This window comes from Marinobacter sp. B-21 (assembly GCF_056857895.1).
In genome coordinates this window covers 23,714-48,022 of the sequence record NZ_JBSXNZ010000049.1, presented here as the reverse complement: position 1 = coordinate 48,022, position 24,309 = coordinate 23,714, and the positions used below count along the sequence as shown (strand labels likewise).

Here is a 24,309-nt window from a genome sequence, read left to right as displayed (position 1 = left end):
CACCTCATAATGAGAAATTCAGGAAAAAGGAATTATCACCGGCGATTTGTTCGTTAGCATCGCCTTCTCTGACAACTTCATCCCACTGGACAGAGATCGTAAACATCTCGGTGCCGGCATCGAACTGAATCGAGCCTTGCCCGCCAGGCAAGAGCGTCATGTCGCTTCCGACTCCCTGAATCTGGCGCGCCCACTGAGCCAAATCCACCGTTACCTGTTGCGCCGGCGAACATCCGCCGTTCTGCGTCGCACAAACCGGGAGGTTTGTGGATGCGCCAACGGTCGTGAAGCCGTCATAGGCTCCACCGCCTACAGCCTGGGCCCGATTGGCCCGTATGCGGTCAGCCATGTCATAGGCCAGAATGCTCGCCTGGGTCCGCAAATACGCACCCTGATTGTTTCGCATTCCGTCGACCAGCAAACCGGCGAGGCCCAGAAGCCCTATCGCCAGGATGAACACGGTCACCAGAATTTCAATCAGCGTAAAGCCCTGACTTTTCATGCCTTTCATTTCGCTTCTGTTGGCACCGCGCTTCGGAATAAACGACGTTTTCATCATTGCGCCACTCTCACGGACAGGTGATATTTGCGTTGTTGTGATCGTTCAGTACGCCGTTACCCGAGGTATCTCGCGCCAGACGTGTCTGACCGGACACGCTGACAACAATTGCCCGAGCTGCCGCCGCACCACGGGAATCACATACTGTAATCGTGCCTGCAGCCGATAGACCAATTCCCGGAGGAATCGGGAAGCCATTGCCTGAAAACTGCACAAATGAGCCTCCACCACTGGTAAGGCCAGCGATTCTCATGGTGTTGCCACCTTCTAGGGCCTGGCTGATCCGGAGGAGCTGGTCGTCTCCGGCATCGAGCACGCGATCACCGTCAAGGTCGCGCATCACAATCCAGCCGGTCTCCCACGTGTTTGCACCACTGCATGAAGCGCTGTCAGCACTGGCGCAGACAGTAATCACGCCATCCTGCATTTTGGATGCTTCACTGCGGGCATAGCTCATAAGGCTGGACGCTTCATTTATTTGAGACGTCAGCCGATTATTAAGTACGGTCTCGCGAAAAGACGGAACTGCAAACGATGCAACGATTGCCAGAATGACGATCGTTATAATCAGTTCAAGCAACGTAAAGCCAGAGCTTCGCTGGAATCCGGACATAATTCTTCCCTATTTCTGATTGGTTACAGATTATTTTGAGTCAGGGTGCGAAACCACCCACCTGCGATAAGCGGGAGTCTTAGCATGATAAACGGTCGCTACTTAAGAAGTGAGGTGTAACGGTTCACAAAAAAAAGGGGGGGGGAAATAGGGCAGGATATTGAAAGTCTGGGAAGCTTCCCGAATGAAGCAAGGCCCCATCCGGCAAAGCTCACCTGCCATACGAGGGCAAAAGTCAGGAAACCTCTACCACATCAATCCTGAGCTCTTTGGGCATCGAAAACACAATATTCTCCTCACGCCCGGCAACTTCCTCCGGAACACCACCCCCCAATTCCCTGAGGCGATTGATCACATCGTTCACCAATACTTCGGGCGCAGAGGCACCAGCGGTTACGCCAACTGAGGTCTTTCCCTCAAGCCAGGCAGGATCAATCTGAGATGCCTCATCGATCAGGTAGGCCGGCGTACCCATCCGCTCAGCCAATTCTCGCAACCGGTTGGAATTGGAACTGTTCGGGGAGCCAACCACCAGCATCAGGTCACAGTCTCCGGCGAGCTGCTTCACGGCGTCCTGGCGGTTCTGGGTGGCGTAGCAGATGTCGTCTTTGCGGGGTCCCTGGATTTCGGGGAATTTGGCGCGCAGGGCGTCGATGACTCGGGCGGTGTCGTCCATGGACAGCGTGGTCTGGGTGACATACGAGAGCTTTGTGGGATCAGTCACTTCCAGCTTTGCCACATCTTCCTCGTTTTCCACGAGGTAGATGTCACCGCCATTGCGGTGGTCATATTGCCCCATAGTGCCTTCCACTTCCGGGTGGCCATGGTGGCCGATCAGGATGCATTCCCGGCCGTCGCGGCTGTAGCGCATCACTTCCAGGTGGACCTTGGTGACCAGCGGGCAGGTGGCGTCGAAGACTTTCAGGCCGCGGCGGGCAGCTTCGTTCTGCACCGCCTGGGAGACGCCGTGGGCGCTGAAGATGACGAGCTTGTCGTCCGGGACTTCGTCCAGTTCGTCAACGAAGATGGCGCCGCGGTTGCGGAGGTTGTCCACCACGAATTTGTTATGCACGACTTCGTGACGCACGTAGATCGGAGCGCCAAAGACATCCAGGGCGCGATTGACGATTTCGATGGCACGGTCAACACCGGCACAGAAGCCACGGGGGTTTGCGAGTCTGATTTGCATTATCTTGCCACTATTTCCGGACGAAGGACTTTGGAGCATTGCGACCGCGGGCTACGGGGAAGAACCTGCCGGGACACGCTGTGAATACGTCCCTGTACGCTTGACTGCAGCATCCATGCTGCAGACAGTCCCGGCAGGTTCTTCCCCGCACCCCGCTAGTTCAGAGTATGACGCTCAGCTATTTCTTTTTAATGGGTCGCCCCTGCGGGCTCCACATCAATAATCTGTACTTCGAAGGTCAGTGTACGCCCTGCCAGGGGGTGATTGAAATCCACCTCCACTTCATCGCCTTCCACCCGGCTGACAACGCCCGGCAGTTCGCTCTGGCGGGCATCCGCGAAGGAGATCATCACGCCCGGCTCCAGCACCATATCTGGGCTGAACTCGTGGCGCTTGAACGTCTGCACGTTGTTGGGGTTGTGCTGACCAAAGGCTTTTTCCGGGGGCACTTGATAGCTTTCCCGGTCGCCGGCCTTCATGCCCATCAGGTAGGCTTCGAAATTCTCCGGCAGGTTTTCATCGCCGATTTCGAGGGTGGCCGGCTCTTTCTCAAAGGTGGAATCGATCACTTCACCATCCGGAAACTTCAGGGCGAAATGCAGTTTGACCCGGGTACCCTTGTCGACAGGCAGTTCATTCATAAGAGTTACTCGCTCCTTTCAGCATCCCCACCAGAATCGGTGGGTTTGCGGAACATATCGAGAATCATCATGGCAGCACCGATGGTGATGGCGGTGTCGGCCAGGTTAAAGGCGGGAAAGTGCCAGTCCTGCCAGTACAAATGCAGGAAGTCGACGACATAGCCGTGCACCACCCGGTCGTAGACATTACCCAGGGCGCCACCGAGTATGAGCACGATGGCAACGGCGGTCCAGGTTTCATGGCGCTTCAGGTTTTTCAGCCAGTAGATCAGCACAACACTGACCACCAGGGCCAGGGTTACGAAAAACCAGCGTTGCCAGCCCGCGGCTTCGGCCAGGAAGCTGAACGCGGCGCCGGTATTGTGGAGCAGGGTCAGGTTGAACATGGGGATGACCGGAACCGGATCGCCGTAGGTCAGCATGGCCGTGGCCATGGCCTTGGTGCCGAGATCGAGGATGATCACAAGCACCGCCAGCCACAGCCACTTGAGTTTGCTTCCGGCGACCTGTTCAGGCATGGCAGCGTCCATCAGGCGTAAGCGCGGGCTTCACCGGGCCCTTCCACGTTGGTCACGCAACGACCACAGAGGTCCTCGTACCTGGCGTTACGGCCGACATCTTCCCGGTGATGCCAGCAACGCTCGCACTTGGTGTGGGTAGCCGGAGTCACCTTCACCCGGAGGCCTTCGTGGGAAGTCATCTCGGCGTCGCCCGCCTCGGAGACCGGCTTCACGGTGGCCTCAGACGTGATCAGGACGAAACGCAGTTCCTCACCAAGGTGTTTGAGCTCTGCCGCCAGATCACCTTCGCAGTAAAGGGTGACTTCCGCACTCAGGGAGCCCTTGATCTCTCCACGCGCCCGGGCCTCCTCCAGCCGTTTGTTGACGGCTTCCTTGACGCTGTAGATCTCGCGCCAGTAGTCGCGACCAAGCTCGGCGTTTTCCGGCAGTGCGGTCAGGCCTTCGTACCAGGTTTCGTAGAATACGGTATCGCCCCGCTTGCCCGGCAGGTGCTGCCAGATTTCATCGGCGGTGAAGCTCAGGATCGGGGCAATCCAGCGAACCAGGGCCTCGGCTACGTGATAGAGAGCCGTCTGGCAGGAGCGACGGGCCAGGCTGTCGGCCTGGGTGGTGTACTGGCGGTCCTTGATGATATCGAGGTAAAAGCCGCCCAGGGTCGCCTCGCAGAAGTTGTAGACCTTCTGGTAGATCCGCAGGAAGGCATAGTTGCCGTAATCCTCATGGAGCTCTTCTTGCAACTGCAGGGCACGATCCACCATCCAGCGGTCCAGGGCGATCATGTCCTCCGGTGCCACCATGTGCTGTTCCGGATCGAAACCGGTCAGGTTGCTCAGCAGGAAGCGGGAGGTGTTCCGGATCCGGCGGTAACCATCGGCGGTCTGGCGCAGGATGTCCTTCGAGACGGTCATTTCACCGCTGTAGTCCGTCGCCGCCACCCACAGCCGCAGGATGTCAGCACCCAGCTCGTTCATGACTTCCTGGGGCGCGATCACGTTACCCAGGGATTTGGACATCTTGTGGCCCTTACCATCGACGGTAAAGCCGTGGGTCAGAACCTGCTTGTAAGGCGCCACACCGTTCATGGCGATGGAGGTTTTCAGGGACGACTGGAACCAGCCACGGTGCTGATCTGAACCTTCCAGGTACATATCCGCCGGGAACTGGCCCAGTTCCTCGCGAACCCGCAGCACCGATTCGTGGGTCACGCCGGAGTCGAACCAGACATCGAGGGTATCGGTCACCTTCTCGTACTGCTCGGCATCGCTGCCCAGCAGCGCGGACGCATCCAGCTCGTACCAGGCGTCGATACCGCCCTCCTCAATCTGCTGGGCCACCTTCTCGATCAGGTTCTGGGTGTCCGGATGCAGTTCCTGTGTCTCCTTGTGGATAAACAGGGTGATGGGTACGCCCCAGGTGCGCTGCCGGGAGATGCACCAGTCCGGAGACTGGTTGAACATGGCTTCGATGCGATTCTTGCCCCAGGAGGGCACCCAGCGCACGCCCTTGATCGCTTCCAGAGCGTCGGCGCGGAGGTGTTCCTTGTCCATGCTGATAAACCACTGGGGAGTCGCCCGGTAGATCAGCGGGGTCTTGGTGCGCCAGCAGTGCGGGTAGCTGTGACGGAACTTCTCCGAACGGACCAGCTTGCCTTCGCGCTCAAGCGCGCCGCAAACCGGCTCATCGGCCTTGTAAACGTGCACGCCAGCCAGTTCACCGGCCGCCGAGGTGTAGGTGCCGTCGGCCTGAACCAGGTTGATGGTGCCGATGTTGTAGGCCTTGCCTACTTCAAAGTCTTCCATACCGTGATCCGGCGCGGTATGGACAGCACCGGTACCGGCGTCGGTGGATACGTGCTCCCCCAGGATGACCGGCACCTGCTTGTCGTAAATCGGATGCTGGAGCACCAGGTGCTCCAGTGCGGCGCCGGAACAGGTCGCCAGCACTTCATAGTCTTCCACCTGCCAGCGGGCCATGACGCCTTCCACCATCTCGGCAGCCAGGATCATGCGCTCCGGCCCCTGCCCGACGTCGGTCTGGACCAGCGTATAGTCCAGCTCGGCATTCACGGACACGGCCTGGTTGGCCGGAATGGTCCAGGGGGTGGTGGTCCAGATGACGACAGACACATCGCCTTCGCCCCTATCAGTGCCAAACAGTGAGAGCGCTTTTGGCTGATCAACGGCGGTGAAGCGGACGTCAATCTGGGTAGAGGTTTTGTCCTGGTACTCAACTTCGGCCTCTGCCAGTGCGGACTGACCCACCACACTCCAGTAAACCGGCTTATAGCCACGAACCAGGTGACCTTTGGCTACGATCTTGCCCAGGGCGCGAACGATCCCGGCTTCCACCTTGGGATCCATGGTCAGATAGGGCTTGTCCCACTCACCCATCACACCCAGGCGAATGAAGTCTTCCTTCTGACCGGCGATCTGTTTGGTGGCATAGTCACGGCAGGCTTGGCGGAAGGTCTTGTAATCCACCTTCACGCCTGCCTTGCCGATCTCCTGCTCCACCTTGTGTTCGATGGGCAGGCCATGGCAGTCCCAACCCGGCACATAGGGCGCGTCGTAGCCCATGAAGCCTTGAGACTTGACGATCATGTCCTTGAGAATCTTGTTGACCGCATGACCTATGTGAATGCTGCCGTTGGCGTAGGGAGGACCATCGTGGAGAATGAACTTGTTCCGCCCCTCACGCTGCTTGCGCAGGTTGCCGTAGACGTCGAGATCCTGCCAGCGCTTGAGCATTTCCGGCTCGCGCCTGGCCAGGTTACCGCGCATGGGAAAGGCGGTTTCCGGCAGATTCAGGGTGTGCTTGTAGTCGCTCATGTTTGTGTGCGTACTCTTTTGGTCTTGGTCAGTGTTGGTCAGTCTTTTATTCGTTGGGGCGCAGCCGGGCGTTTCAATGCGCGCTTTTTACAGTGCCGTGCTCCGAAATCCACGCACGGGCGTGCTCGAAATCCCGGGTAATCTGTTCTTTCAGTTCATCCACGGAAGCGAACTTTTCCTCGTCCCGCAGGCCGTGGCGGAACACGACTTCCAGGTGCTGGCCATAAAGTGTGCCAGCAAAGTCAAACAGGTGCACTTCCAGGGACGGCTGCTTGCCATCCACGGTCGGCCGCAGGCCTATGTTGGCAACGCCATCGTACACGGCGCCATCGTCCAGTGTGGCCGCCACCACATACACCCCTTGCAGCGCTGGTAGCCGGTGCAACAGGATGTTCGCCGTTGGCGCCCCGATCTGGCGCCCCAGTTGCCTGCCATATACCACCCTGCCCCGGATGCGGTATGGATGTCCGAGCAGCGCCTCTGCCTGCTCCAGGCCGTTCACCGTGAGCAGTTCCCGCACACGGGTGCTGCTCACCCGCTCGCCATCAACCGTTACCGTGCGGGTATTCTCAACCGTGAACCCTGCATCCTTGCCTACTTTCTTTAGAAGGGCGAAATCCCCGGCCCGGTCGCAGCCAAAGCGGAAATCGTCCCCCACCACCAGGTGCCGGACGGCCAGCCCCTGAATCAGGATGTCTTCGATAAAGCCCATGGCAGAGTAACTGCGGAAGGCCTGATTGAAGCGCAGGCACAGCACGATATCGATGCCCTCGGCCAACAGGGCCTCAAATTTCTGCCGGAACCCCATCAACCTTGGCGGCGCCTCGCTACCCTGGAAAAACTCCCGGGGCTGGGGCTCGAAAATCATGACCATGGAAGGCACGCCAAGGGCTTCGGCCTTGCTCCTGACCTGATCAATAATGGTCTTGTGGCCCAGATGCACACCGTCAAAATTACCGATGGTGGCGACACACCCGTTGGCGAGTGGAGAATCCTCCCGCCGGGACAGCTTTTTCAGGTTGGTCAGGCCCCGGATCAGACGCATGTAATGCGAACCTTCAATTGCCAGCTAGCTTTCAGCGCTACCCTTGTTACCGCAACGCTGGTGAGAAAACGCGCGATTATACCTTACCTCTGGCGGAAATGTCTTACCCGAACCCCGGCCAGCGCCAGGGCAACAAAGTAAATGGCCACACCGGCACCCACCAATATCGCCATATCCGCCGCCCGCTGATAACCGCCGTTTGCCAGCCACACTGCCACCGGCGCCTTGAGCCACAAAATAACGGCAGCCAACGCACCATTGGCGAATAGAACCTGCAGCAGGAAACGGGGCCAGCCGGGCTGGCTCTGCCAGGCTCCTTCCTTGCGCAACCCTCGCCACAGCAGATATCCATTCAGCCAGGCCGACAGGGAGGTTGCCAATGCCAGTCCGGCATGCGCCAGCGGAAAAATCAGTATCAGGTTGAACACCATGTTCGCCACCATGGCGATAACACCGATCTTGACCGGCGTTTTAGTGTCCTCGCGGGCAAAGAAACCCGGAGCCAGCACTTTAATTAGCATGAACGCAAGCAACCCCGCGGAATAGGCCCGCAGGCTCTGGGCCGACATGGCCACATCCCGGTCGGCCACTTCGCCGTAGTGAAACAGGGTGGCAATCAGCGGCTCCGCCAGCAAGACGAGGGCCAGCGCCGCCGGCAAACCAATCAACAGGACCGCACGGACTGCCCAGTCCAGGGTGGCCGCAAACTGGTCAGCCGATGCCGCCGCATGCTTGCGGGACAGGCTTGGAAGAATCACCGTGGCAATGGCAATGCCAAAAACACCAAGAGGCAGTTCCGCAAGCCGGTCGGAGTAATACAACCAGGAGACACTGCCGGTCTGAAGAAAGGAAGCCAGCACGGTATCAAGCAGCAGATTGATCTGGCTGACCGATACCCCGAACAGGGCGGGCGCCATCAATTTAAGAATCCGGCTGACACCTTCGTGGCGATAATCGACTCGAGGCCTGGGCAACAGGCCGAGGCGCATCAGAAAAGGCAGCTGGAAGAACAACTGCAGGGCACCGGCAATGAACACCCCCCAGGCCAGCGCCATCACCGGCTCGTCCATCAGCGGCGTCAGCCAGATCGCCGCCGCAATCATGGCCAGGTTCAGAAGAACCGGGGTAAACGCCGGCACAGCGAACCGGTCGTAGCTGTTCAGTATGCCGCCGGCAAAGGCGGTCAGGGAGATCAGCAATAAATAGGGGAAGGTGATGCGCAGCATCTCGCTGGTCAGGGCAAACTTCACGTCATCATCAAGAAACCCCGGCGCAAAAACTGCCGTCAACACCGGCGCTCCCAGGATCGCCACCAGTGTTACACCCAGCAACACCAGACCCAGTGAACCGGCCACAGCATTGACCAGCCGCTGCACGTCGGAGTGGGACTGATTTTCCCGGTAGGACGACAACACTGGAACGAAGGCCTGGGAAAAAGCGCCCTCGGCAAACAGCCGGCGCAGAAAGTTGGGAATCTTGAAGGCGACAAAAAAAGCATCCGCCCCGGCACCGGCGCCAAAATAGCGGGCAATCACCATGTCCCGGACCAGGCCAAGCACCCGGGACAGCATGGTCATAATGCCCACAAGTCCCGACGACCTGAGCAGGCCAGGCGCTTTAGGCAATTGCTTTTGCTCAGGAGATGATTCAGGTTCCGAAGACATGCGGGCTCTGGTCTGGCATTGTGGAAATAGACAAGTGGCCGCGAGTTTACCACAGGCCTTCTGTGTCAGGGCATGAAATGGGTTTTGGCCTTGACATTTCGAGGTTTGAGCGGCATAGTTCCGCGTCATTTATTTCGACGCGCTGGTTTTGGCGCGCCCGCGATGTAACGAATCATTCAGCAACGAATTTGAGATTTTCAGGAGTTTTACGGTGGCAAATACCCCGCAAGCCAAGAAGCGCGCACGTCAGAACGAGAAGAACCGCAAGCACAATGCAAGCCTGCGTTCCATGGCTCGTACTTACATGAAGAAGATCCAGTCCAAGATTGAGGCCGGCAACTACGAAGAAGCCCAGGCTGCTTTCCAGCAGGCCCAGCCGATTCTGGACAGCATGGTCAACAAGGGTATCTTCGCGAAGAACAAGGTTGCTCGTCACAAGAGCCGCCTGAGCGCCAAGATCAAGTCTCTGAAGAGCGCGTAAGTCGCCCGACTTCAGAAGCATAAAAAAACCGGCCAGTTGGCCGGTTTTTTTATGCTTCAGTTATCAGAAACAAGCATTACACTATAACGAGGTTATCCCGGTGTATCATTTCCTCGCCGGAACTGTAGCCCAGAACCTCGGCAATCCGGTCACTGGATCGACCGGCGATCGCCCTGGCCTCGTCGGCATCGTAATTCACAAGCCCCCGGGCAATCTCCTTGCCAGCCTGATCAACGCAGGACACCATTTCGCCACGGCGAAACTGCCCGACCACACCCTTTACGCCCACCGGAAGCAGGCTGCGCCCGCCGAGACACACCACCTTCACCGCACCGTCATCCAGGGTCAACTTGCCCCGGGTCTGTAAATGGCTGGCCAGCCACTGCTTGCGGGCAGCGATCCGGCCCTGCTCCGGGAGCAGCAGGGTGCCAATCACGTCGCCTTGGCGCAGCCGGCCGATCACCCCCTCGATACGACCACCAACAATAACGGTAAACGCACCAGACCGGGCGGCCAGGCGAGCCGCACGCAATTTGGTCATCATGCCACCCCGCCCCAGCACACCGGCCCCGCCTCCGGCCATGGCATCCAGCTCATGATCACCAGCCTTGCGCTCAGTGACCAGCCGGGCATTGGCGTTCTTCCTGGGATCCTTGTCAAACAGACCAAGCTGATCAGTCAGGATAATCAGGCCGTCCGCCTCAATCAGGTTAGCGACCAGTGCGCCAAGGGTATCGTTGTCACCGAACCGAATCTCGTCGGTCACCACCGTGTCGTTTTCGTTGACGATCGGCACTACGCCAAAGTCGAGCAGCGCCCTGAGCGTGCTTCGGCCGTTGAGGTATCGCTTGCGGTCCGAGAGGTCATCGTGAGTGAGGAGAATCTGGGCAGTGTGGATATCATGCCGCTTGAACTGGGCCTCCCAGGTCTGAACCAATCCCATTTGCCCAACCGCGGCGGCGGCCTGGAGTTCGTGCAACTGCTCCGGCCTCACTGTCCAGCCAAGACGGCTCATCCCCTCAGCCACCGAACCGGAGGAGACCACGACCACTTCCACCCCTTCTTCGACCAGCTCTGCAATCTGATCCACCCACAAGCCCAGAGCAGCCACATCCAGCCCCCTGCCATCGTTGGTCAGCAGGGCGCTTCCGATCTTGATAACCAGGCGGCGGGCCTGGCGCAACTGTAGGCGTTCAGTCATGGTGCTTGAGCGGTCTCCCTGGTGTTAATCCTGCTTTACTCGGGCGCGTAAACCACTTCGACGTCGTAGTCATCATCGTCGAAGTCATCGTCATCGTCGTCCTCGCGGGCAGCACGGCGAGCCTGACGCTCCGCCTCGATACGGACCCGGGCCTCTTCATCCATCTGTCGACGGCGACGGGCTTCCCGCTCAGCGACCTCGGGATTCTGGGCCTCTTCTTCGGCCTGCTCTTCAATCCAGCGCATAACCGCCTGAACCAGCGGCCTGGTGCCCTCACCACTAAGCGCGGAAATCCGGAACACCGGCCCTTCCCAGCCAAGCTCATCAACGATGGCCTGGCAATGGGCATCGCGGTCTTCCTCAGCCACCATATCCACCTTGTTCAGCACCAGCCATCTGGGCCGATTGGCAAGAGTCTCACTGAACTTCTCAAGCTCATGCTCAATCGCCCGGACGGCATCCGCCGGCGAAGATCCGTCGTAAGGCGCAACATCCACAAGGTGCAGCAAAAGCCGGGTGCGGACCAGGTGCTTGAGGAACCGGATACCGAGCCCGGCGCCCTCGGCTGCGCCCTCGATCAGGCCGGGGATGTCGGCAATGACAAAACTCTGATGCGCCTGCACACTGACGACCCCGAGGTTAGGCACCAGTGTGGTAAAGGGGTAATCCGCCACTTTCGGGCGGGCCGCCGACACCGAACGGATAAAGGTGGACTTACCGGCATTGGGCATACCCAGCAGCCCGACATCCGCCAACACCTTCAGCTCCAGCCGAAGGTTGCGCAGCTCGCCTTCAGAGCCTTTGGTGGTCTGCCGGGGCGCACGGTTAACCGAGGACTTGAAGCGGGTATTGCCAAGGCCATGAAAACCGCACTGGGCAACCTTCAGACGCTGCCCTGCATGGGTCAGGTCCCCGAGCACCTCATGGGTGTCCATATCCACAACCGTGGTGCCCACCGGCACTGGCAGGACAAGATCCTCACCCTTGGTACCGGTGCAGTTGCGGCCGGAGCCTGGCTCACCATTCCGGGCTTTGTGTTTACGCTGGAAACGGTAGTCAATCAATGTATTGAGCGACTCGTCTGCTTCCAGATACACGGAACCACCATCGCCCCCGTCGCCACCGTCGGGGCCGCCCTTGGGAACGTATTTTTCACGCCGGAAGCTCAGGCAGCCGTGACCGCCCTTGCCGGCTTCCACAATGATGGTGGCTTCGTCTACGAATTTCATGAATCAACCCTTTGCGCGATGCGCATAAACTAAAAAGCCCCGCAGCCTCAAGGAAGCTTTGCGGGGCTCCGGATGGCTCTGAACACCTGATGATATCAGGATATCAGCGCCACCCAAGGTTCGACAGAACCGGATCGCCGCTGCTTACGCAGCCGGAACGATACTCACGAACTTACGGCTCTGCGGGCCTTTGACTTCGAACTTCACCTGGCCGTCTGCTTTCGCAAACAGGGTGTGATCCTTGCCAATGCCAACGTTGCTACCAGCGTGGAAACGGGTGCCACGCTGACGAATGATGATGCTGCCTGCAGAAACAGTCTCACCGCCAAAGCGCTTCACACCAAGTCGTTTCGACTCGGAATCGCGACCGTTACGGGTACTACCTGCTGCTTTTTTATGAGCCATTACCAGCCTCCTTCTCTAGGGGGTAATTCGAGAGCCTCAGCCCTGGATACCCGTGATCTTTACTTCAGTAAACCACTGACGGTGGCCCTGACGCTTCATGGAATGCTTACGACGACGGAACTTGATGATCTGAATCTTGTCGTGACGGCCGTGGCTAACCACTTCCGCAGTCACTTTGGCACCATCAACAACCGGCGCACCAACCTGAACCTTGTCACCATCGGCGATCAGCAGAACGCGATCAAACTCAACGTTACCGCCGGTTTCAACTTCCAGCTTTTCCAGCTTCAGGGTTTCGCCTTCTTTTACACGGTGCTGCTTACCACCGCTGACAATAACTGCGTACATTTACTCGTTCTCCGCGATTGACCCATCCCTGCTCTTATCCACCTGGTTCTAAGGGAAGCGCTCTGGCGACCCTATAGCAGGGAGCGCAGGTTGGGATGAGTTGGGCGCGTGATTGTACGAGAAGACGCCATGCTAAGCAAGTTGAACATAGGGTCAGAAGAAAGCTTTCTTCTGACCCCGACTTCGCCGACTTAACGTTGACACCTCAACCTGCAATACCTAGCATTGCCGCGACCTGCCTTTATTATCAGCGAACGCAACGACGACAACACCAGCAAGGGATCCACAAGCCGCATGACAGCCCAGCGCATTCACGACACCGTGGCCGACGACTTCAGCCGCGTCAATGACCTGATCATCCAGCGGCTTTCCTCAGACGTTCCCCTGGTGGAAAAAATCGCCCAGTACATCATCGAAAGCGGCGGTAAGCGGCTGAGACCCTTACTGGTTTTGCTTTCCAGCCAGGCTGCGGGCTACGACAAAAGCGACCACCTGAAACTGGCGGCTGTCATCGAATTCCTGCACACCGCCACCCTACTCCATGACGATGTGGTGGACACCTCCGACATGCGGCGGGGCCGGAGCACGGCCAATGCACGCTGGGGTAATGCCCCGAGCGTGCTGGTAGGTGATTTCCTCTACGCCCGGGCCTTCGAGATGATGGTGGAGCTCAAAAGCCTGCCTATCATGGAGGTTTTGTCCCACGCCACGGCCGTGATCGCCGAAGGCGAAGTCATGCAACTGATGAACGTGAAAAATCCGGACCTGACCGAAGACCAGTACATGAAGGTCATTCACAACAAGACCGCCATGCTGTTTGAAGCCGCGTCCCACACCGGCGCCCTGCTCGCCGGGGCCGGTGACGACCAGGAACGGGGCCTGAAGGACTACGGCAAGCATCTGGGCCTGGCGTTCCAGCTGGTGGACGATGTCCTGGATTACCGGGGCGATGCCGAAGCCATGGGCAAAAATGTGGGCGACGACCTTGCCGAAGGCAAGACCACCCTGCCCCTGATTTACGCCATGGCACACGGCACGGAAAATGAGCGCCAGTTGATCCGCCAGGCCATTCGCAAAGGCGGGCTGGACGACCTGCCCAGGATTCTCGAAATTGTTGAGCGCTCAGGCGCCATTGAATACACCATGACCAAGGCCCGGGAACAGGCGGACCTGGCCAAAGCCTGCCTGACAACCCTGCCGGCCTCAGACCACAAAGAAGCCATGGAGCTGCTGACCGACGTCGCGGTGGCCCGGGTGAGTTGACGTAAAAATGGGGTCTGAAAATGGGGTCAGATGAAAATTTCATCTGACCCCGATTTCAACTCAGGCGCTCGCGCCCATGAGGCTCGTCAAAGTTCAACGCCGGCCCCACCGGCACAATCTGGGTCGGGTTGATGGTCCGCTGGCTCACGTAGTAATGACGTTTGATCTGCCCGATATCCACGGTTTCGGCCACGCCGGGCTCCTGATACAAATCCCGCACGTAGGCAGAAAGCGCCGGAAAATCACTGATCCGCTGGCGATTGCATTTGAAATGGCTGTAATACACCGCATCAAATCTAATCAGCGTGGTAAACAGCCGCCAGTCCGCCTCAGTTAACTGGCTACCCACCAGATACCGCTGGCCAGACAACCGATCCTCCAGCCAGTCCAGCGACTCGAAAAGAGCGTCGTAGGCTTGCTCGTATTTATCCTGAGCGGTAGCAAAACCCGCCTTGTAGACACCGTTATTGACTGTGTCATAGACCCGGGCATTGACCTCATCAATTTCCCCCTGCAGTTCCTCGGGATAGAAGTTCCGGTCCGAGCGAACACCCTCCAGCCCATCGAAGGCCGAATTGAACATCCGGATAATCTCGGCGGATTCGTTACTCGCAATCGTCTGTTTTTCTTTATCCCACAGCGTCGGCACCGTCACCCGCCCGGAATACTCAGGCGCAGCTCTGGTGTAGACCTCATGCATGAAACGGAAGCCATGCAAGTAATCCCGGTGCTGCTCACTGTCAGGCCGGAACTCCCAGCCATTCTCTACCATATCCGGGTGCACAACAGACACTGAAATATGCTTCTCCAGCCCCTTCAGCTTCCGGAAAATCAGCGTCCGATGCGCCCACGGGCACGCCATGGACACATAAAGATGGTAGCGACCGGACTCAGCCTTGAAACCACCTTCACCATCCGGCCCCGGCAAGCCGTCTGCGGTCACCCAGTTCCGAAACCGCGCCGCCTCCCGCTCAAACTTGCCACCGGTCTTATCGGTGTCATACCACTGGTCATGCCATTTGCCGTCAATCAAAAGCCCCATAAACCCTCCGATGAAAAACCTTGAAAGTGTGGCCCCTGTAACAAGGGGGCGCCGGCAAAAAGTCTGCCAAGGGTATTGGAGAAGGCCTTTGCAAACCGTGCATTGCCAAGGATGGCAATGCCGAGCCCCCAGGGAAGGGTTCACGGCGTGTTTGCAAAGGCCTTCTCCAATACCCGCTGCCCCCAAAACTGACAGCGGCCCTGTTACCTGCCCTCCAAAGCCTGATAATTTGAAGGAAGAATACCGGCGACCCTGCTACCCTCTCAAACAAGCATTTCTGGCCAACAACCTCAGATAATTCGAACATGCACACAGCCATCACCATAGACGCCCTCAAAGTCCTTGACGCCATTGACCGCAAAGGCAGTTTTGCCGGCGCCGCCGGCGAACTCTTCCGGGTACCCTCGGCCATAAGCTACACCGTGCAAAAACTGGAAGAAGACCTGAACGTTGCCATCTACGACCGCACCGGCCACCGCGCCAGGCTGACCCCGGCGGGTCATTACCTCCTGGAAGAAGGCCGCACCCTGCTGGAGGCGGCAGAAAACCTTGCCCACACAACCCGTCAGGTGGCCCAGGGCTGGGAAACCAGATTAAAGATCGGATTCAACTCATTGCTGCCGGCACAATGCCTGTTCCCGGCCATCCGGGAATTCCATGAACTCGGAGTGCCGGTCGATGTGCAAATCGTGGAAGAAGTGTTTGCCGGCACCTGGGACGCCCTGCAAAGTCGCCGGGTCGACCTGATCATCGGCGCGGACAATTTCAGCAAACCGTCGGGAAACTTCACAACCAGAGCCCTTGGTGAAATGCCTTTCGTGTTTGCTGTCGGCCCCAATCACCCGCTGGCAAGTGCCGAAGAGCCTCTCTCAGAGGAGGATATCTCCCGGTACCCGGCAGCCGTGGCGGCTGATACCTCGCGTTCGCTGCCACCGGGACATGCCGGCATTTTTCGCCGGCAACGAACCCTGACCGTCGCCAACATCGACCAGAAAATTGCGATTCAGGCCGCAGGTCTCGGCGTCGGGTGGCTACCCAGGGCAAGAATCAGCCAACAGCTGAAAGACGGTAGCCTGATCTCCAAGCAGGTGCACGAGCCCCGGCAGCCCATCATGCTGCATCTTGCCAGACATGCTGAAGACCAGGGCAAGGCCCTTATGTGGTTCTGGGACCGGCTCAGCCGGGAAGAAGTTGTAAAACCAACGCCCGAGGGAGTTCTCTGATGCGGCAGCTGTCGGAACTGGATGCCTCGTTCCTGTACCTGGAATCGGAAACGACCCCGATGCATATTGGCGGGATCTATCTCTTTGATGCCAGCGAACGAGAAACACCACTGGCCTTCAGTACATTTGTTGCCTACCTTCGCAGCCGGCTCCACGTGGTGCCGGTGTTCCGTCAGCGTCTCAAGGAAATCCCCCTGCGCCTGGGCCGCCCCTACTGGATCGACGACCCGAACTTCAGCATCGAGCGCCACCTCGCCTACGTCAATCTCGGCGAACATGGTCGCAAAGCCAGCCTTATGAAACTGGCCTCCAAGATTCTGGAGGAACCCCTGAAAAGAGACCGTCCTCTTTGGCACATAACGTTCGTGGACGGTTTCAAGCTGGATGAGGAGGATGCCGGCAGTGCGGGCTTTGCGCTGATCGTGAAGTTACACCATGCGGCTATCGATGCCTTCAGCGGCGAAGAAATCATCGGAAAGTTACTCGAGTACACTCCGGAGCCTCGCTCGATTACACCACCCCGGCCCTGGCACCCCCGACCAGAACCTTCGGAAGAGCGGGTCATGTTGCAGGCAGGCGCAAATATCCTTCGAACACCACTGCAATTCACCTCGCTCGCCGTCAATGCCGCCGAAGCCACCGCACGGGGGTTGATTCAGAAGCAGTTACGCAAACTGCCTCTGCCACTGCCGCTGTTCTCTGCCCCCCATAGCCCGTTTAACCGGCAGATAACCGCGAACCGGCAAATTATCGCGGCCAGTGTTGAGCTGTCTCGCCTGAAAACGGTGAAGGCGTCCCTTGGGGACGTCACCCTGAATGACGTGGTTCTCGGTTTGTGCGCCGAGGCCCTAAGACGGTACCTGATCAGCGAGGGCTCGGACGCCGGCAAATCCCTGGTGGCAATGACTCCAATTTCTGTTCGCTCAAACAGCTTGCGCAGGGCGACCGGAAACCAGATGTCCGCCATGCTGCTGGATCTCGCCACCAACGAGCCAAACCCTGCGCAACGGATTCGCCGGATTCATTGGAACGCAGTCGCCTCGGAGCCCTACCGTGAGGCCATAGCCGCCGACCGGCTAACGGAACTTTTACCGTCAACCATGCTGGCCCTGTCCGCCAGACTTTACTCGGAGTTGCAGATTGCCCAGCGTTATCAGCCGGTATTCAATCTGCCGATCACCAACGTTCCGGGCCCCCAGGTACCGCTATATCTGCAGGGAGCGCGTCTGGTTCAGCAGTACAACACGGCGCCGCTGTTCGACAGCATGGGGCTGGTGATAGTGGCGGTAAGCTATGAAGGCAGGCTGACACTGAACTTCACCACCTGTCCGGACGTGGTCGCAAACGGGGATTCATTGCAGGCCCATGTCGCCGAAAGCCTTGATGCGATTGAGGAGGCGATACACCGGCTCGGGGCAGACGACGGCCACGGGCCAATTCCCGCAAGTTCAACCCAGACCCTGGCGGACGATGTGATGACGGCGCTGGAGGGACTTCTGAAGAAAGCCTTGAGCCGTTTCCGGGGCTGAACACGGCCCGGAAACGGCGGGCGCAGGATCAGAGATTATTCAAACGCCCAACGGAGAAACGCTTTTTTCTCCTCGTCGCTTGCCGTTGCCCAAACCGCCTTAAGCTGGTCGAGGGCATTAACATCATTCGCGGAAGCGCCCTCAGACGGGGATTCAGGGATGGGAGTCCGGGCTACCCTGCTTGCTTCAGCGGGATTCCATTCGGTCGAGCTTGCCACTGAATCCCCCGCCGAGGACACAATCGTTGCAGAAAACTCCGGCATCATCCGTTCTGCTTCCTGCCGGGAATCCGGTTGCTTGAATTCAAAGCGGTAAGTCTCGCCAGCGATGGCTTCGAAGCGGGCCTCCTGAGGCTTGCTTTCGATAACGTGAACTTTCGATTCCTCGTTTCTGACCACCCCGCTCTTTGCCCAAATGGTTTTGTAGACGAAAACAACCTCGTTTTCACCGGGCAGCAAAGCATAGTCCAGCGCCAGGTCGTTCATTAGGAAGTTGCCCGTGGTGCGGCCATTCACCCGGGTAACCCGAATTTCACCCGGTGTTTTCAGTGTCGCGGCGTTCGTCGCTGCCTCTGGATTGCCGTCCCAGGTCTCTACCCTACTTACCGGGGAGGCACAGCCCACCAATGACAACGCAAGCAATGCTGCCAGCCCGGCGCGAAGGCTAACGGCGTGTTTATGCCAGCCTTTCATCGCCGATTTGAAACCACGGTTAACGTGACAAATGCTCATTTAATCTCCTTGGCTATGAGGAACAAAACAGATTCAGGCTCGCGCCGGACCCGTAGCATTTTGACCAGTGCATCTGACAAGGGCAAGGCAATGGCATAGCTTTGCTGGCCTGTCCCGAGCCGCGGTCTCTGATCCCGTTTGAGACGCACCCCGTAAAAATGTAAAAAAATGTTGAATTCGTCCTGAATTGGATTAATTTTAAACAGATCGGCAGACATTAACGCGGCGCCCGAAAAAGCAGAACAGAAAAGCGGGCACAGGAGACACCATGGATACCCAATGCAGAACCGGAGAACAAGGGCCGGTTCCCTTTCGCAGCAGTCGATTCTTTTGTGTGGGGAGCAAATGGTACTTCACTACCCGGGAAGGGTTTGACAGTGGCCCGTTTGCGTCACGGGAACGAGCCGAGACTGGCTTAAAGCGATTTTTACATGTTGTCCGGTTGTTACCCGAAGAACAGCAACTTCATTAACAGGGAGCCTCATTGAGGCCCCCTAAATCATTACCGGGATCAGCCAGCGGTCAACTGCCCAAAGGCAGACCAGAGCCATAACCCCCGCCAGCACATCGTCCACCATGATACCAAGCCCACCGGGCATTCGTTCGTCCAGCCACCCGATGGGCCATGGTTTTGCGATGTCAAAAAGACGGAAAAGCAGAAAAGCGCCCAATACGCCGTAAATGGTATCCGGAAACAGTCCCAGGGCGATCCACATCCCGACAAATTCATCCCAGACAATGCCCCCGTGATCGTGGACCTTGAGGTCCTCAGCGGTTTTTCCGCACAGCCAGATACCCACGACAAAAGCCAGCAACACCACCAGCCAGTAGGCTATCGGTGGTAACCAGGCGAAGCCATACCAGAGAGGAATTGCCGCGAGACTTCCCCATGTTCCGGGAGCCCGTGCCGTTGCACCGCTACCAAAACCGAAGGCCAGCAAATGGACCGGATTACGCAGGAATCCCGGAGGCAGGAGAACTTCGGGAATTTCCGGTTCGGACGCCTCATCTTTCTGGCTCATGGTCTGCTCCTGAAATGATCGAACCCGGCATCTGCACCACACGGCTTACCATCGAGAATCAACCCGGGCGGGGATTCAACCGTACCAATCACCGACAGTTTTTTCCGGACCGCGTCCGGGGCGTTTCTCCAGCACTCTGCGGGGATGGTCAGGCACAACTCATAGTCATCCCCGGACCGCAGCGCATAATCCAGCGCCGCATCGCCTTTCAGGCGCTTCAGATGCGGTGATACCGGCAGTCGGGCACTGTCGATGCTCGCCCCGACGTCAGAGGCCTCAAGAATATGCCCAAGGTCCGCAAGCAGGCCGTCAGAAATATCAACAGCGGCACTCGCAATGCCACGGACAGCGCTGCCAAGTGCCAGCCTGGGCCGCGGTGAATGATAACGATCCAGCAGGGCTGTAACGTCTGGCGAAGGGCTCGCCTCGTCAAGGTAGTCCAGCGCCGCACCGGCGTCTCCAAGCGTTCCGGAGACCGCGACAAGGTCACCAGGCCGGGCACCCGCGCGCCGAATGGCGGCTCCATGCTCAACGGTTCCGTGCACCTGAAGAGTCAGAGTAAGCGGACCGGAGGTTGTATCACCGCCGGCCAGCGCCATCCCGAACGCATTGCTGGCACTTCTGAGCCCGCCGGCAAAACCTGCAAGCCATTGTTCGTCTGCAGCAGGCATGGTCAGTGCAAGGGTAAAGCACTCCGGATCGGCCCCCATGGCGGCCAAATCACTTGCCGCTACGGCCAAAGCACGCCAGCCAAGGTAATCCGGGCGATAATTCCTGGGAAAGTGGACACCCTCAACCAGGGTATCCATGGAGAAGACGAGATCCCGGCCCGCGGGAATATGCTGAATTGCGCAGTCATCCCCCGGCCCCAGAATCAGGGACCGGGCTGTCTGCTGCCTGGCGAGCGGCAAAAAATAACGCCGAATCAGCTCGAACTCGCCCATCAGCTAGCGGGCACGGGAGCGTGTCTCGGCAAGCCGGAGTCGGCCGCTCAGCTTGTCGAGGATGCTGTTGACGAATTTATGGCCCTCGGTGCCACCAAAGCGCTTGGCCATTTCAATGCCTTCGTTAATAACCACCTTGTAGGGCACATCAAGACGATGCTTCAGTTCATAGGCACCAAGCCGGACAATGGCCAGCTCCACCGGATCCACCTCATTGATCGGGCGATCCAGGAACGGCTCAATCAGCTTGTCCAGTTCGCCCTGCTCCCGGTGTACACCACGGAGCAGGTCGCGGAAGTACAGCAGATCAACCTTGCTCGTGTCATTGTCAACCATGAACTCGGCCTCAATGTCGGAAATGGCCGTCTTGCTGAAGTGGCGCTGATAAAGCCCCTGCATGGCCAGAGCCCTGGCGCGGCGTCGATCACCGGCTTTCGGCTGGCCGGCCGGTGCCGGCTGCGGTGATGTACCTTCAGTTTCGCTCATTACTCACCCAGTTTCCTGAACAGGCTGACCATTTCAAGGGCCGTGATGGCCGCTTCGGCGCCCTTGTTACCAGCCTTGGTGCCCGAACGCTCGATAGCCTGTTCGATGGAATCCACCGTCAGCACACCAAAGGTCACCGGTACGTCTGTATCAAGGCTTACCGCGCCGATACCGCTTGACGCTTCACCGGCAACGTATTCGAAATGCGGGGTGCCGCCACGAATGACGGCACCCAGCGCAATGATGGCATCGTACTCGCCGGTTTCGGCAACACGCTTGACGGCCAGTGGCATCTCATAGGCGCCAGGCACCCGCACAATGGTGACATCATCATCGGAGATCCCGTGGCGGCGCAGGGTATCCAGCGCGCCTTCAACCAGGCTTTCAACAACAAAACCGTTAAAACGGCCTACCACCAGCGCATAACGCCCGGTGCACTCGGTAAAATCACCTTCAATTACTCTGATATCCGCCATCGATGGCTCCTTCACGTGTCGCGGCACCAATGCCACGACCGGGTTTATCATTCAGGGGTATAGGGAACGTACTCAACAACTTCCAGATCAAAACCGGAAATGGCCGAGAACTTGATCGGCGGGCTCAGCAGACGCATCTTGCCCACACCGATGTCCCGGAGAATCTGGGAACCGGTGCCCACGGTGAAATAAACACCGGAGCTGCCCTTGCCGGAGGACCCTTGCCCTTCATCAAAAAATTCGTGGATGCGGTCTTCCAGGTTATAGCTGTCTTCGGCGCTGTTCAGCAGAACAACCACACCCCTGCCCTCGGTTGCCACTTTTTCAAGGGCGTGGTGCAGAGGCCAGCTTCGTGAATCCTTGCGGCGGGCACCCAGAAGGTCCCGCAAGGTGTCGGTGATGTGTACACGTACAAGAGCCGGCTCTTCCTGGGAAATACTCCCCTTCACCATAGCCAGGTGAGTCGCACCCTGGATATTGTCACGGTAAGTACGAAGGCTGAAGACACCGTATTCGGTGTCCAGGTCGTTCTCTTCCACACACTCAACGGTGCGCTCGTTCATGGTGCGGTAGTGAATCAGGTCGGCAATGGTACCAATCTTGAGATCATGTTCTTCGGCAAATCGTTCCAGGTCTTCCCTGCGGGCCATGGAGCCATCGTCGTTCATGATCTCGCAGATCACACCCGCCGGCTCGCAACCAGCCAGTCCGGCAAGATCGCAGGACGCTTCGGTATGGCCGGCGCGACTCAGAACACCACCCGGATCGGACATCAGCGGAAAGATATGGCCGGGCTGAACCAGGTCACTCGCCTTCGCGTTGCGGTCTACCGCCGCCTGAACCGTGCGGGCACGGTCTGCGGCAGAAATACCGGTAGTCACACCCACGGCCGCTTCAATGGACAGAGTAAACTTGGTACCGAAACCGGACGCGTTCTGCTGGACCATCAACGGAAGACCTAACTGCTCACAGCGATCCCGGGTCATGGGCATGCAGATGAGGCCGCGGCCAAAACGGGCCATGAAGTTGATGGCTTCAGCCGTGCAATGCTCGGCGGCCATCACGAGATCGCCCTCATTCTCGCGATCCTCGTCATCCATCAGTATGACCATCTTGCCCTGACGGATATCTTCAATGATGTCTTCAATGCTGTTCAGTGCCATATGGTTTTGCACCCTTGCGGAGTTCCGGCAGCCATCTGCTGATGAAACCTCCTGAATGTATGGATTACCGGCGAGCGAGAATCAGGCGCTGATCCTCCCCTAGCTGACGTCGGTCCAGCACCTTCCATTGTACTTTATCTGCCATGGTTTCCAGCAGCAGGCGCGCGGTCGGACGTCCCGTACTACCGAGGAAAACCGGCGCCTGATAGAGCCAGAGTTCGTCTACCAGGCCTTCGCTGATGAACGTGCCTGCCAGTGTGGGGCCCGCTTCGACCAGCAGCTCATTGATGCCGAGTTCCCCGAGAGAATCCAGCAGTTCGGCCAGATCAATGCCGTTGTCCTTCCAGGCCACCCCGGTGAGACTGATGCCCAGTGCCGCCAGATCCTGGGCCGGTGTCGTCGCCAGAGTTGACGACGCACAGAACACCTGCACATTGCCACCCTGCAGGATCTTCGCCGAACAGGGCGTCCGCGCATCCCGGTCGGCGATCACTCTCAGGGGCTGCCTCGATGGCTCCGTGGCGTCACCGATATCGCCCAGCTCTTCACGGCGAACAGTCAACGATGGATCGTCCACCAGAACGGTACCGACACCCGTGAGGATGGCATCGCTGATGGCCCTGAGACGCTGCACATCCCGGCGGGCATCGCTGCCGGTTATCCACTGGCTCTCGCCGGAGGCCATTGCCGTGCGGCCATCCAGACTGGCCGCCATTTTCAGACGCACCCAGGGACGACCGGTGTTCATGCGCTTCATGAAACCCGGATTCAGGCGGATGGCTTCATCCGCCAGCAGGCCTTCAGTAACCCGGACCCCGGCTTTCCGAAGCATATCCAGTCCACGCCCGGACACCGAAGGATTCGGGTCCTTTGTCGCCGCATAGACATGGGCCACTCCGGCGTCGATCAGAGCCCTGGCGCAGGGCGGTGTGCGGCCGAAATGGCTGCAGGGCTCCAGAGTCACATAAGCCGTGGCACCCCGGGCATCCGGGCCAGCCTGGCTCAGCGCACGGATTTCGGCATGGGCTTCGCCGGCACGCTCATGCCAGCCCTCCCCGAGCACCAGATCGCCCCGGGCGATGACGCAGCCCACCCTGGGGTTGGGGTGCGTCGAGTACCGACCGCGCCAGGCAAGCTGGACAGCCCGGGCCATCATGGCCCTGTCGCGGTTTTCGATCATGCTTTTCCTTCTGCAGAGCGGTTATCTGCCAGTGCCTTGGCAACATCAACGGCTGTATCTCCATTGCTGGCAGACAGGCGCTCGATTTCTTCCTTAAACTCGTTGATATCCTGGAAGCTGCGATACACCGACGCGAAACGGACATAGGCCACTTTGTCCAGTTGCCGCAACTCGGTCATTACCTCCTCACCCAGCTGCATCGATTTCACTTCCCTTTCACCGGTCGCCCGCAAACGGTACTTGATGCGGTTCAGGGCGGCATCGATCTGCTCAATGCTGACTGGCCGCTTCTCCAGTGCCTTCATCAACCCCGAGCGCAGCTTTTCCTCATCAAAAGGTTGCCGGGTGCCGTCCTGCTTCACCACCCGCGGCATCACCAGCTCGGCAGACTCAAAAGTGGTGAAACGCTCACGGCACGACAGGCATTCCCTGCGGCGACGCACCTGATCGCCCTCGGCCACCAGCCGGGAATCAATCACCTTGGTATCTGCTTCACCACAGAAGGGACAATGCATAGTCAGGAGCT

At 58.5% G+C, this 24,309-nt stretch carries 27 protein-coding genes; 5 read left to right on the top strand and 22 right to left on the bottom strand.

The window, feature by feature from the left end:
• Positions 1–4 precede the first annotated feature (4 nt).
• The 8 genes from pilV to murJ all read right to left on the bottom strand — a co-directional run bounded on the left by pilV (position 5) and on the right by murJ (position 9,060).
• Entirely contained in the window at positions 5–559 is a 555-nt protein-coding gene (gene pilV, locus AC13C0_RS03500; RefSeq protein WP_227539330.1) for a type IV pilus modification protein PilV, read from the bottom strand.
• A gap of 10 nt (positions 560–569) precedes the next feature.
• A complete protein-coding gene (locus AC13C0_RS03495; RefSeq protein WP_117619583.1) occupies positions 570–1,172 on the bottom strand; it encodes a GspH/FimT family pseudopilin in 603 nt (200 codons plus the stop codon).
• A gap of 235 nt (positions 1,173–1,407) precedes the next feature.
• Positions 1,408–2,361: a 4-hydroxy-3-methylbut-2-enyl diphosphate reductase gene (gene ispH / locus AC13C0_RS03490; protein WP_341581394.1), complete on the bottom strand. Its 954-nt coding sequence runs from the start codon at positions 2,359–2,361 to the stop codon at positions 1,408–1,410.
• A gap of 188 nt (positions 2,362–2,549) precedes the next feature.
• A complete protein-coding gene (gene fkpB, locus AC13C0_RS03485; RefSeq protein WP_117619581.1) occupies positions 2,550–3,002 on the bottom strand; it encodes an FKBP-type peptidyl-prolyl cis-trans isomerase in 453 nt (150 codons plus the stop codon).
• Between the two features lie 5 nt (positions 3,003–3,007).
• Positions 3,008–3,532, bottom strand: coding sequence for a signal peptidase II (gene lspA / locus AC13C0_RS03480; protein WP_117619580.1), 525 nt, complete (start codon positions 3,530–3,532; stop codon positions 3,008–3,010).
• Positions 3,532–6,351 (bottom strand): isoleucine--tRNA ligase, encoded by a 2,820-nt coding sequence (gene ileS, locus AC13C0_RS03475; RefSeq protein ID WP_341581393.1) that lies wholly within the window; start codon positions 6,349–6,351, stop codon positions 3,532–3,534. Before ileS ends, lspA begins: the two co-directional genes overlap by 1 nt.
• 73 nt (positions 6,352–6,424) lie before the next feature.
• Positions 6,425–7,396 (bottom strand): bifunctional riboflavin kinase/FAD synthetase, encoded by a 972-nt coding sequence (ribF, locus tag AC13C0_RS03470; protein ID WP_341581392.1) that lies wholly within the window; start codon positions 7,394–7,396, stop codon positions 6,425–6,427.
• Between the two features lie 83 nt (positions 7,397–7,479).
• The gene (murJ, locus tag AC13C0_RS03465) at positions 7,480–9,060 is read right to left on the bottom strand and encodes a murein biosynthesis integral membrane protein MurJ (protein ID WP_117619577.1); all 1,581 of its coding nucleotides are present in this window, start codon (positions 9,058–9,060) and stop codon (positions 7,480–7,482) included.
• 211 nt (positions 9,061–9,271) lie between these two features.
• On the opposite strand from murJ, the gene rpsT reads away from it, so the two are divergent.
• The gene (rpsT, locus tag AC13C0_RS03460; RefSeq protein ID WP_117619576.1) at positions 9,272–9,541 is read left to right on the top strand and encodes a 30S ribosomal protein S20; all 270 of its coding nucleotides are present in this window, start codon (positions 9,272–9,274) and stop codon (positions 9,539–9,541) included.
• A 76-nt stretch (positions 9,542–9,617) separates the two neighbouring features.
• Here the strand turns inward: rpsT and proB are convergent, their stop codons facing one another.
• From proB to rplU, 4 genes are all read right to left on the bottom strand, one after another.
• Positions 9,618–10,742: a glutamate 5-kinase gene (gene proB / locus AC13C0_RS03455; protein ID WP_117619575.1), complete on the bottom strand. Its 1,125-nt coding sequence runs from the start codon at positions 10,740–10,742 to the stop codon at positions 9,618–9,620.
• A 35-nt stretch (positions 10,743–10,777) separates the two neighbouring features.
• Entirely contained in the window at positions 10,778–11,971 is a 1,194-nt protein-coding gene (gene cgtA / locus AC13C0_RS03450; RefSeq protein WP_117619574.1) for an Obg family GTPase CgtA, read from the bottom strand.
• A gap of 144 nt (positions 11,972–12,115) precedes the next feature.
• A complete protein-coding gene (gene rpmA, locus AC13C0_RS03445; protein ID WP_088829262.1) occupies positions 12,116–12,376 on the bottom strand; it encodes a 50S ribosomal protein L27 in 261 nt (86 codons plus the stop codon).
• A 36-nt stretch (positions 12,377–12,412) separates the two neighbouring features.
• The gene (rplU, locus tag AC13C0_RS03440; RefSeq protein ID WP_027831003.1) at positions 12,413–12,724 is read right to left on the bottom strand and encodes a 50S ribosomal protein L21; all 312 of its coding nucleotides are present in this window, start codon (positions 12,722–12,724) and stop codon (positions 12,413–12,415) included.
• A 294-nt stretch (positions 12,725–13,018) separates the two neighbouring features.
• On the opposite strand from rplU, the gene ispB reads away from it, so the two are divergent.
• A complete protein-coding gene (ispB, locus tag AC13C0_RS03435) occupies positions 13,019–13,987 on the top strand; it encodes an octaprenyl diphosphate synthase (RefSeq protein WP_117619573.1) in 969 nt (322 codons plus the stop codon).
• 55 nt (positions 13,988–14,042) lie between these two features.
• On the opposite strand, the gene AC13C0_RS03430 is transcribed toward ispB, so the two are convergent.
• A complete protein-coding gene (locus AC13C0_RS03430) occupies positions 14,043–15,029 on the bottom strand; it encodes a glutathione S-transferase family protein (RefSeq protein WP_341581391.1) in 987 nt (328 codons plus the stop codon).
• Positions 15,030–15,334: 305 nt separating this feature from the next.
• Here AC13C0_RS03430 and AC13C0_RS03425 point away from each other — a divergent pair, with 305 nt between their 5' ends.
• Together AC13C0_RS03425 and AC13C0_RS03420 are read left to right on the top strand one after the other, a co-directional pair.
• Positions 15,335–16,252: a LysR family transcriptional regulator gene (locus AC13C0_RS03425; protein WP_482953965.1), complete on the top strand. Its 918-nt coding sequence runs from the start codon at positions 15,335–15,337 to the stop codon at positions 16,250–16,252.
• Positions 16,252–17,781, top strand: coding sequence for a WS/DGAT/MGAT family O-acyltransferase (locus tag AC13C0_RS03420; RefSeq protein ID WP_482953964.1), 1,530 nt, complete (start codon positions 16,252–16,254; stop codon positions 17,779–17,781). The genes AC13C0_RS03425 and AC13C0_RS03420 overlap by 1 nt, the downstream gene beginning before the upstream one ends.
• 35 nt (positions 17,782–17,816) lie before the next feature.
• Here the strand turns inward: AC13C0_RS03420 and AC13C0_RS03415 are convergent, their stop codons facing one another.
• Together AC13C0_RS03415 and AC13C0_RS03410 are read right to left on the bottom strand one after the other, a co-directional pair.
• Complete coding sequence (locus tag AC13C0_RS03415) at positions 17,817–18,512, bottom strand: DUF2057 family protein (RefSeq protein WP_117619569.1); 696 nt, start codon at positions 18,510–18,512, stop codon at positions 17,817–17,819.
• Positions 18,509–18,730: a hypothetical protein gene (locus AC13C0_RS03410; RefSeq protein WP_482953963.1), complete on the bottom strand. Its 222-nt coding sequence runs from the start codon at positions 18,728–18,730 to the stop codon at positions 18,509–18,511. The genes AC13C0_RS03415 and AC13C0_RS03410 overlap by 4 nt, the downstream gene beginning before the upstream one ends.
• Positions 18,731–18,780: 50 nt before the next feature.
• Between AC13C0_RS03410 and AC13C0_RS03405 the strand changes: the two genes are divergently transcribed.
• Complete coding sequence (locus AC13C0_RS03405; protein WP_099619836.1) at positions 18,781–18,984, top strand: DUF6316 family protein; 204 nt, start codon at positions 18,781–18,783, stop codon at positions 18,982–18,984.
• A gap of 22 nt (positions 18,985–19,006) precedes the next feature.
• On the opposite strand, the gene AC13C0_RS03400 is transcribed toward AC13C0_RS03405, so the two are convergent.
• From AC13C0_RS03400 to nrdR, 7 genes are all read right to left on the bottom strand, one after another.
• Positions 19,007–19,534: a phosphatidylglycerophosphatase A family protein gene (locus AC13C0_RS03400; protein WP_117619567.1), complete on the bottom strand. Its 528-nt coding sequence runs from the start codon at positions 19,532–19,534 to the stop codon at positions 19,007–19,009.
• The gene (gene thiL / locus AC13C0_RS03395) at positions 19,531–20,478 is read right to left on the bottom strand and encodes a thiamine-phosphate kinase (protein ID WP_117619566.1); all 948 of its coding nucleotides are present in this window, start codon (positions 20,476–20,478) and stop codon (positions 19,531–19,533) included. The genes AC13C0_RS03400 and thiL overlap by 4 nt, the downstream gene beginning before the upstream one ends.
• Before the next feature lie 3 nt (positions 20,479–20,481).
• Positions 20,482–20,964, bottom strand: a complete 483-nt coding sequence (nusB, locus tag AC13C0_RS03390; RefSeq protein ID WP_117619565.1) for a transcription antitermination factor NusB — start codon at positions 20,962–20,964, stop codon at positions 20,482–20,484.
• Positions 20,964–21,440 carry a 6,7-dimethyl-8-ribityllumazine synthase gene (gene ribH / locus AC13C0_RS03385; protein WP_117619564.1) on the bottom strand — a complete coding sequence of 159 codons (477 nt, stop codon included), beginning with the start codon at positions 21,438–21,440 and terminating at the stop codon, positions 20,964–20,966. The genes nusB and ribH overlap by 1 nt, the downstream gene beginning before the upstream one ends.
• A gap of 47 nt (positions 21,441–21,487) precedes the next feature.
• Positions 21,488–22,603, bottom strand: coding sequence for a bifunctional 3,4-dihydroxy-2-butanone-4-phosphate synthase/GTP cyclohydrolase II (gene ribBA, locus AC13C0_RS03380; RefSeq protein WP_117619563.1), 1,116 nt, complete (start codon positions 22,601–22,603; stop codon positions 21,488–21,490).
• 64 nt (positions 22,604–22,667) lie between these two features.
• Positions 22,668–23,783: a bifunctional diaminohydroxyphosphoribosylaminopyrimidine deaminase/5-amino-6-(5-phosphoribosylamino)uracil reductase RibD gene (gene ribD, locus AC13C0_RS03375; RefSeq protein WP_117619562.1), complete on the bottom strand. Its 1,116-nt coding sequence runs from the start codon at positions 23,781–23,783 to the stop codon at positions 22,668–22,670.
• On the bottom strand, positions 23,780–24,298 hold the full coding sequence (nrdR, locus tag AC13C0_RS03370) for a transcriptional regulator NrdR (protein WP_117619561.1): 519 nt from the start codon (positions 24,296–24,298) through the stop codon (positions 23,780–23,782). Before nrdR ends, ribD begins: the two co-directional genes overlap by 4 nt.
• Positions 24,299–24,309: the final 11 nt, after the last annotated feature.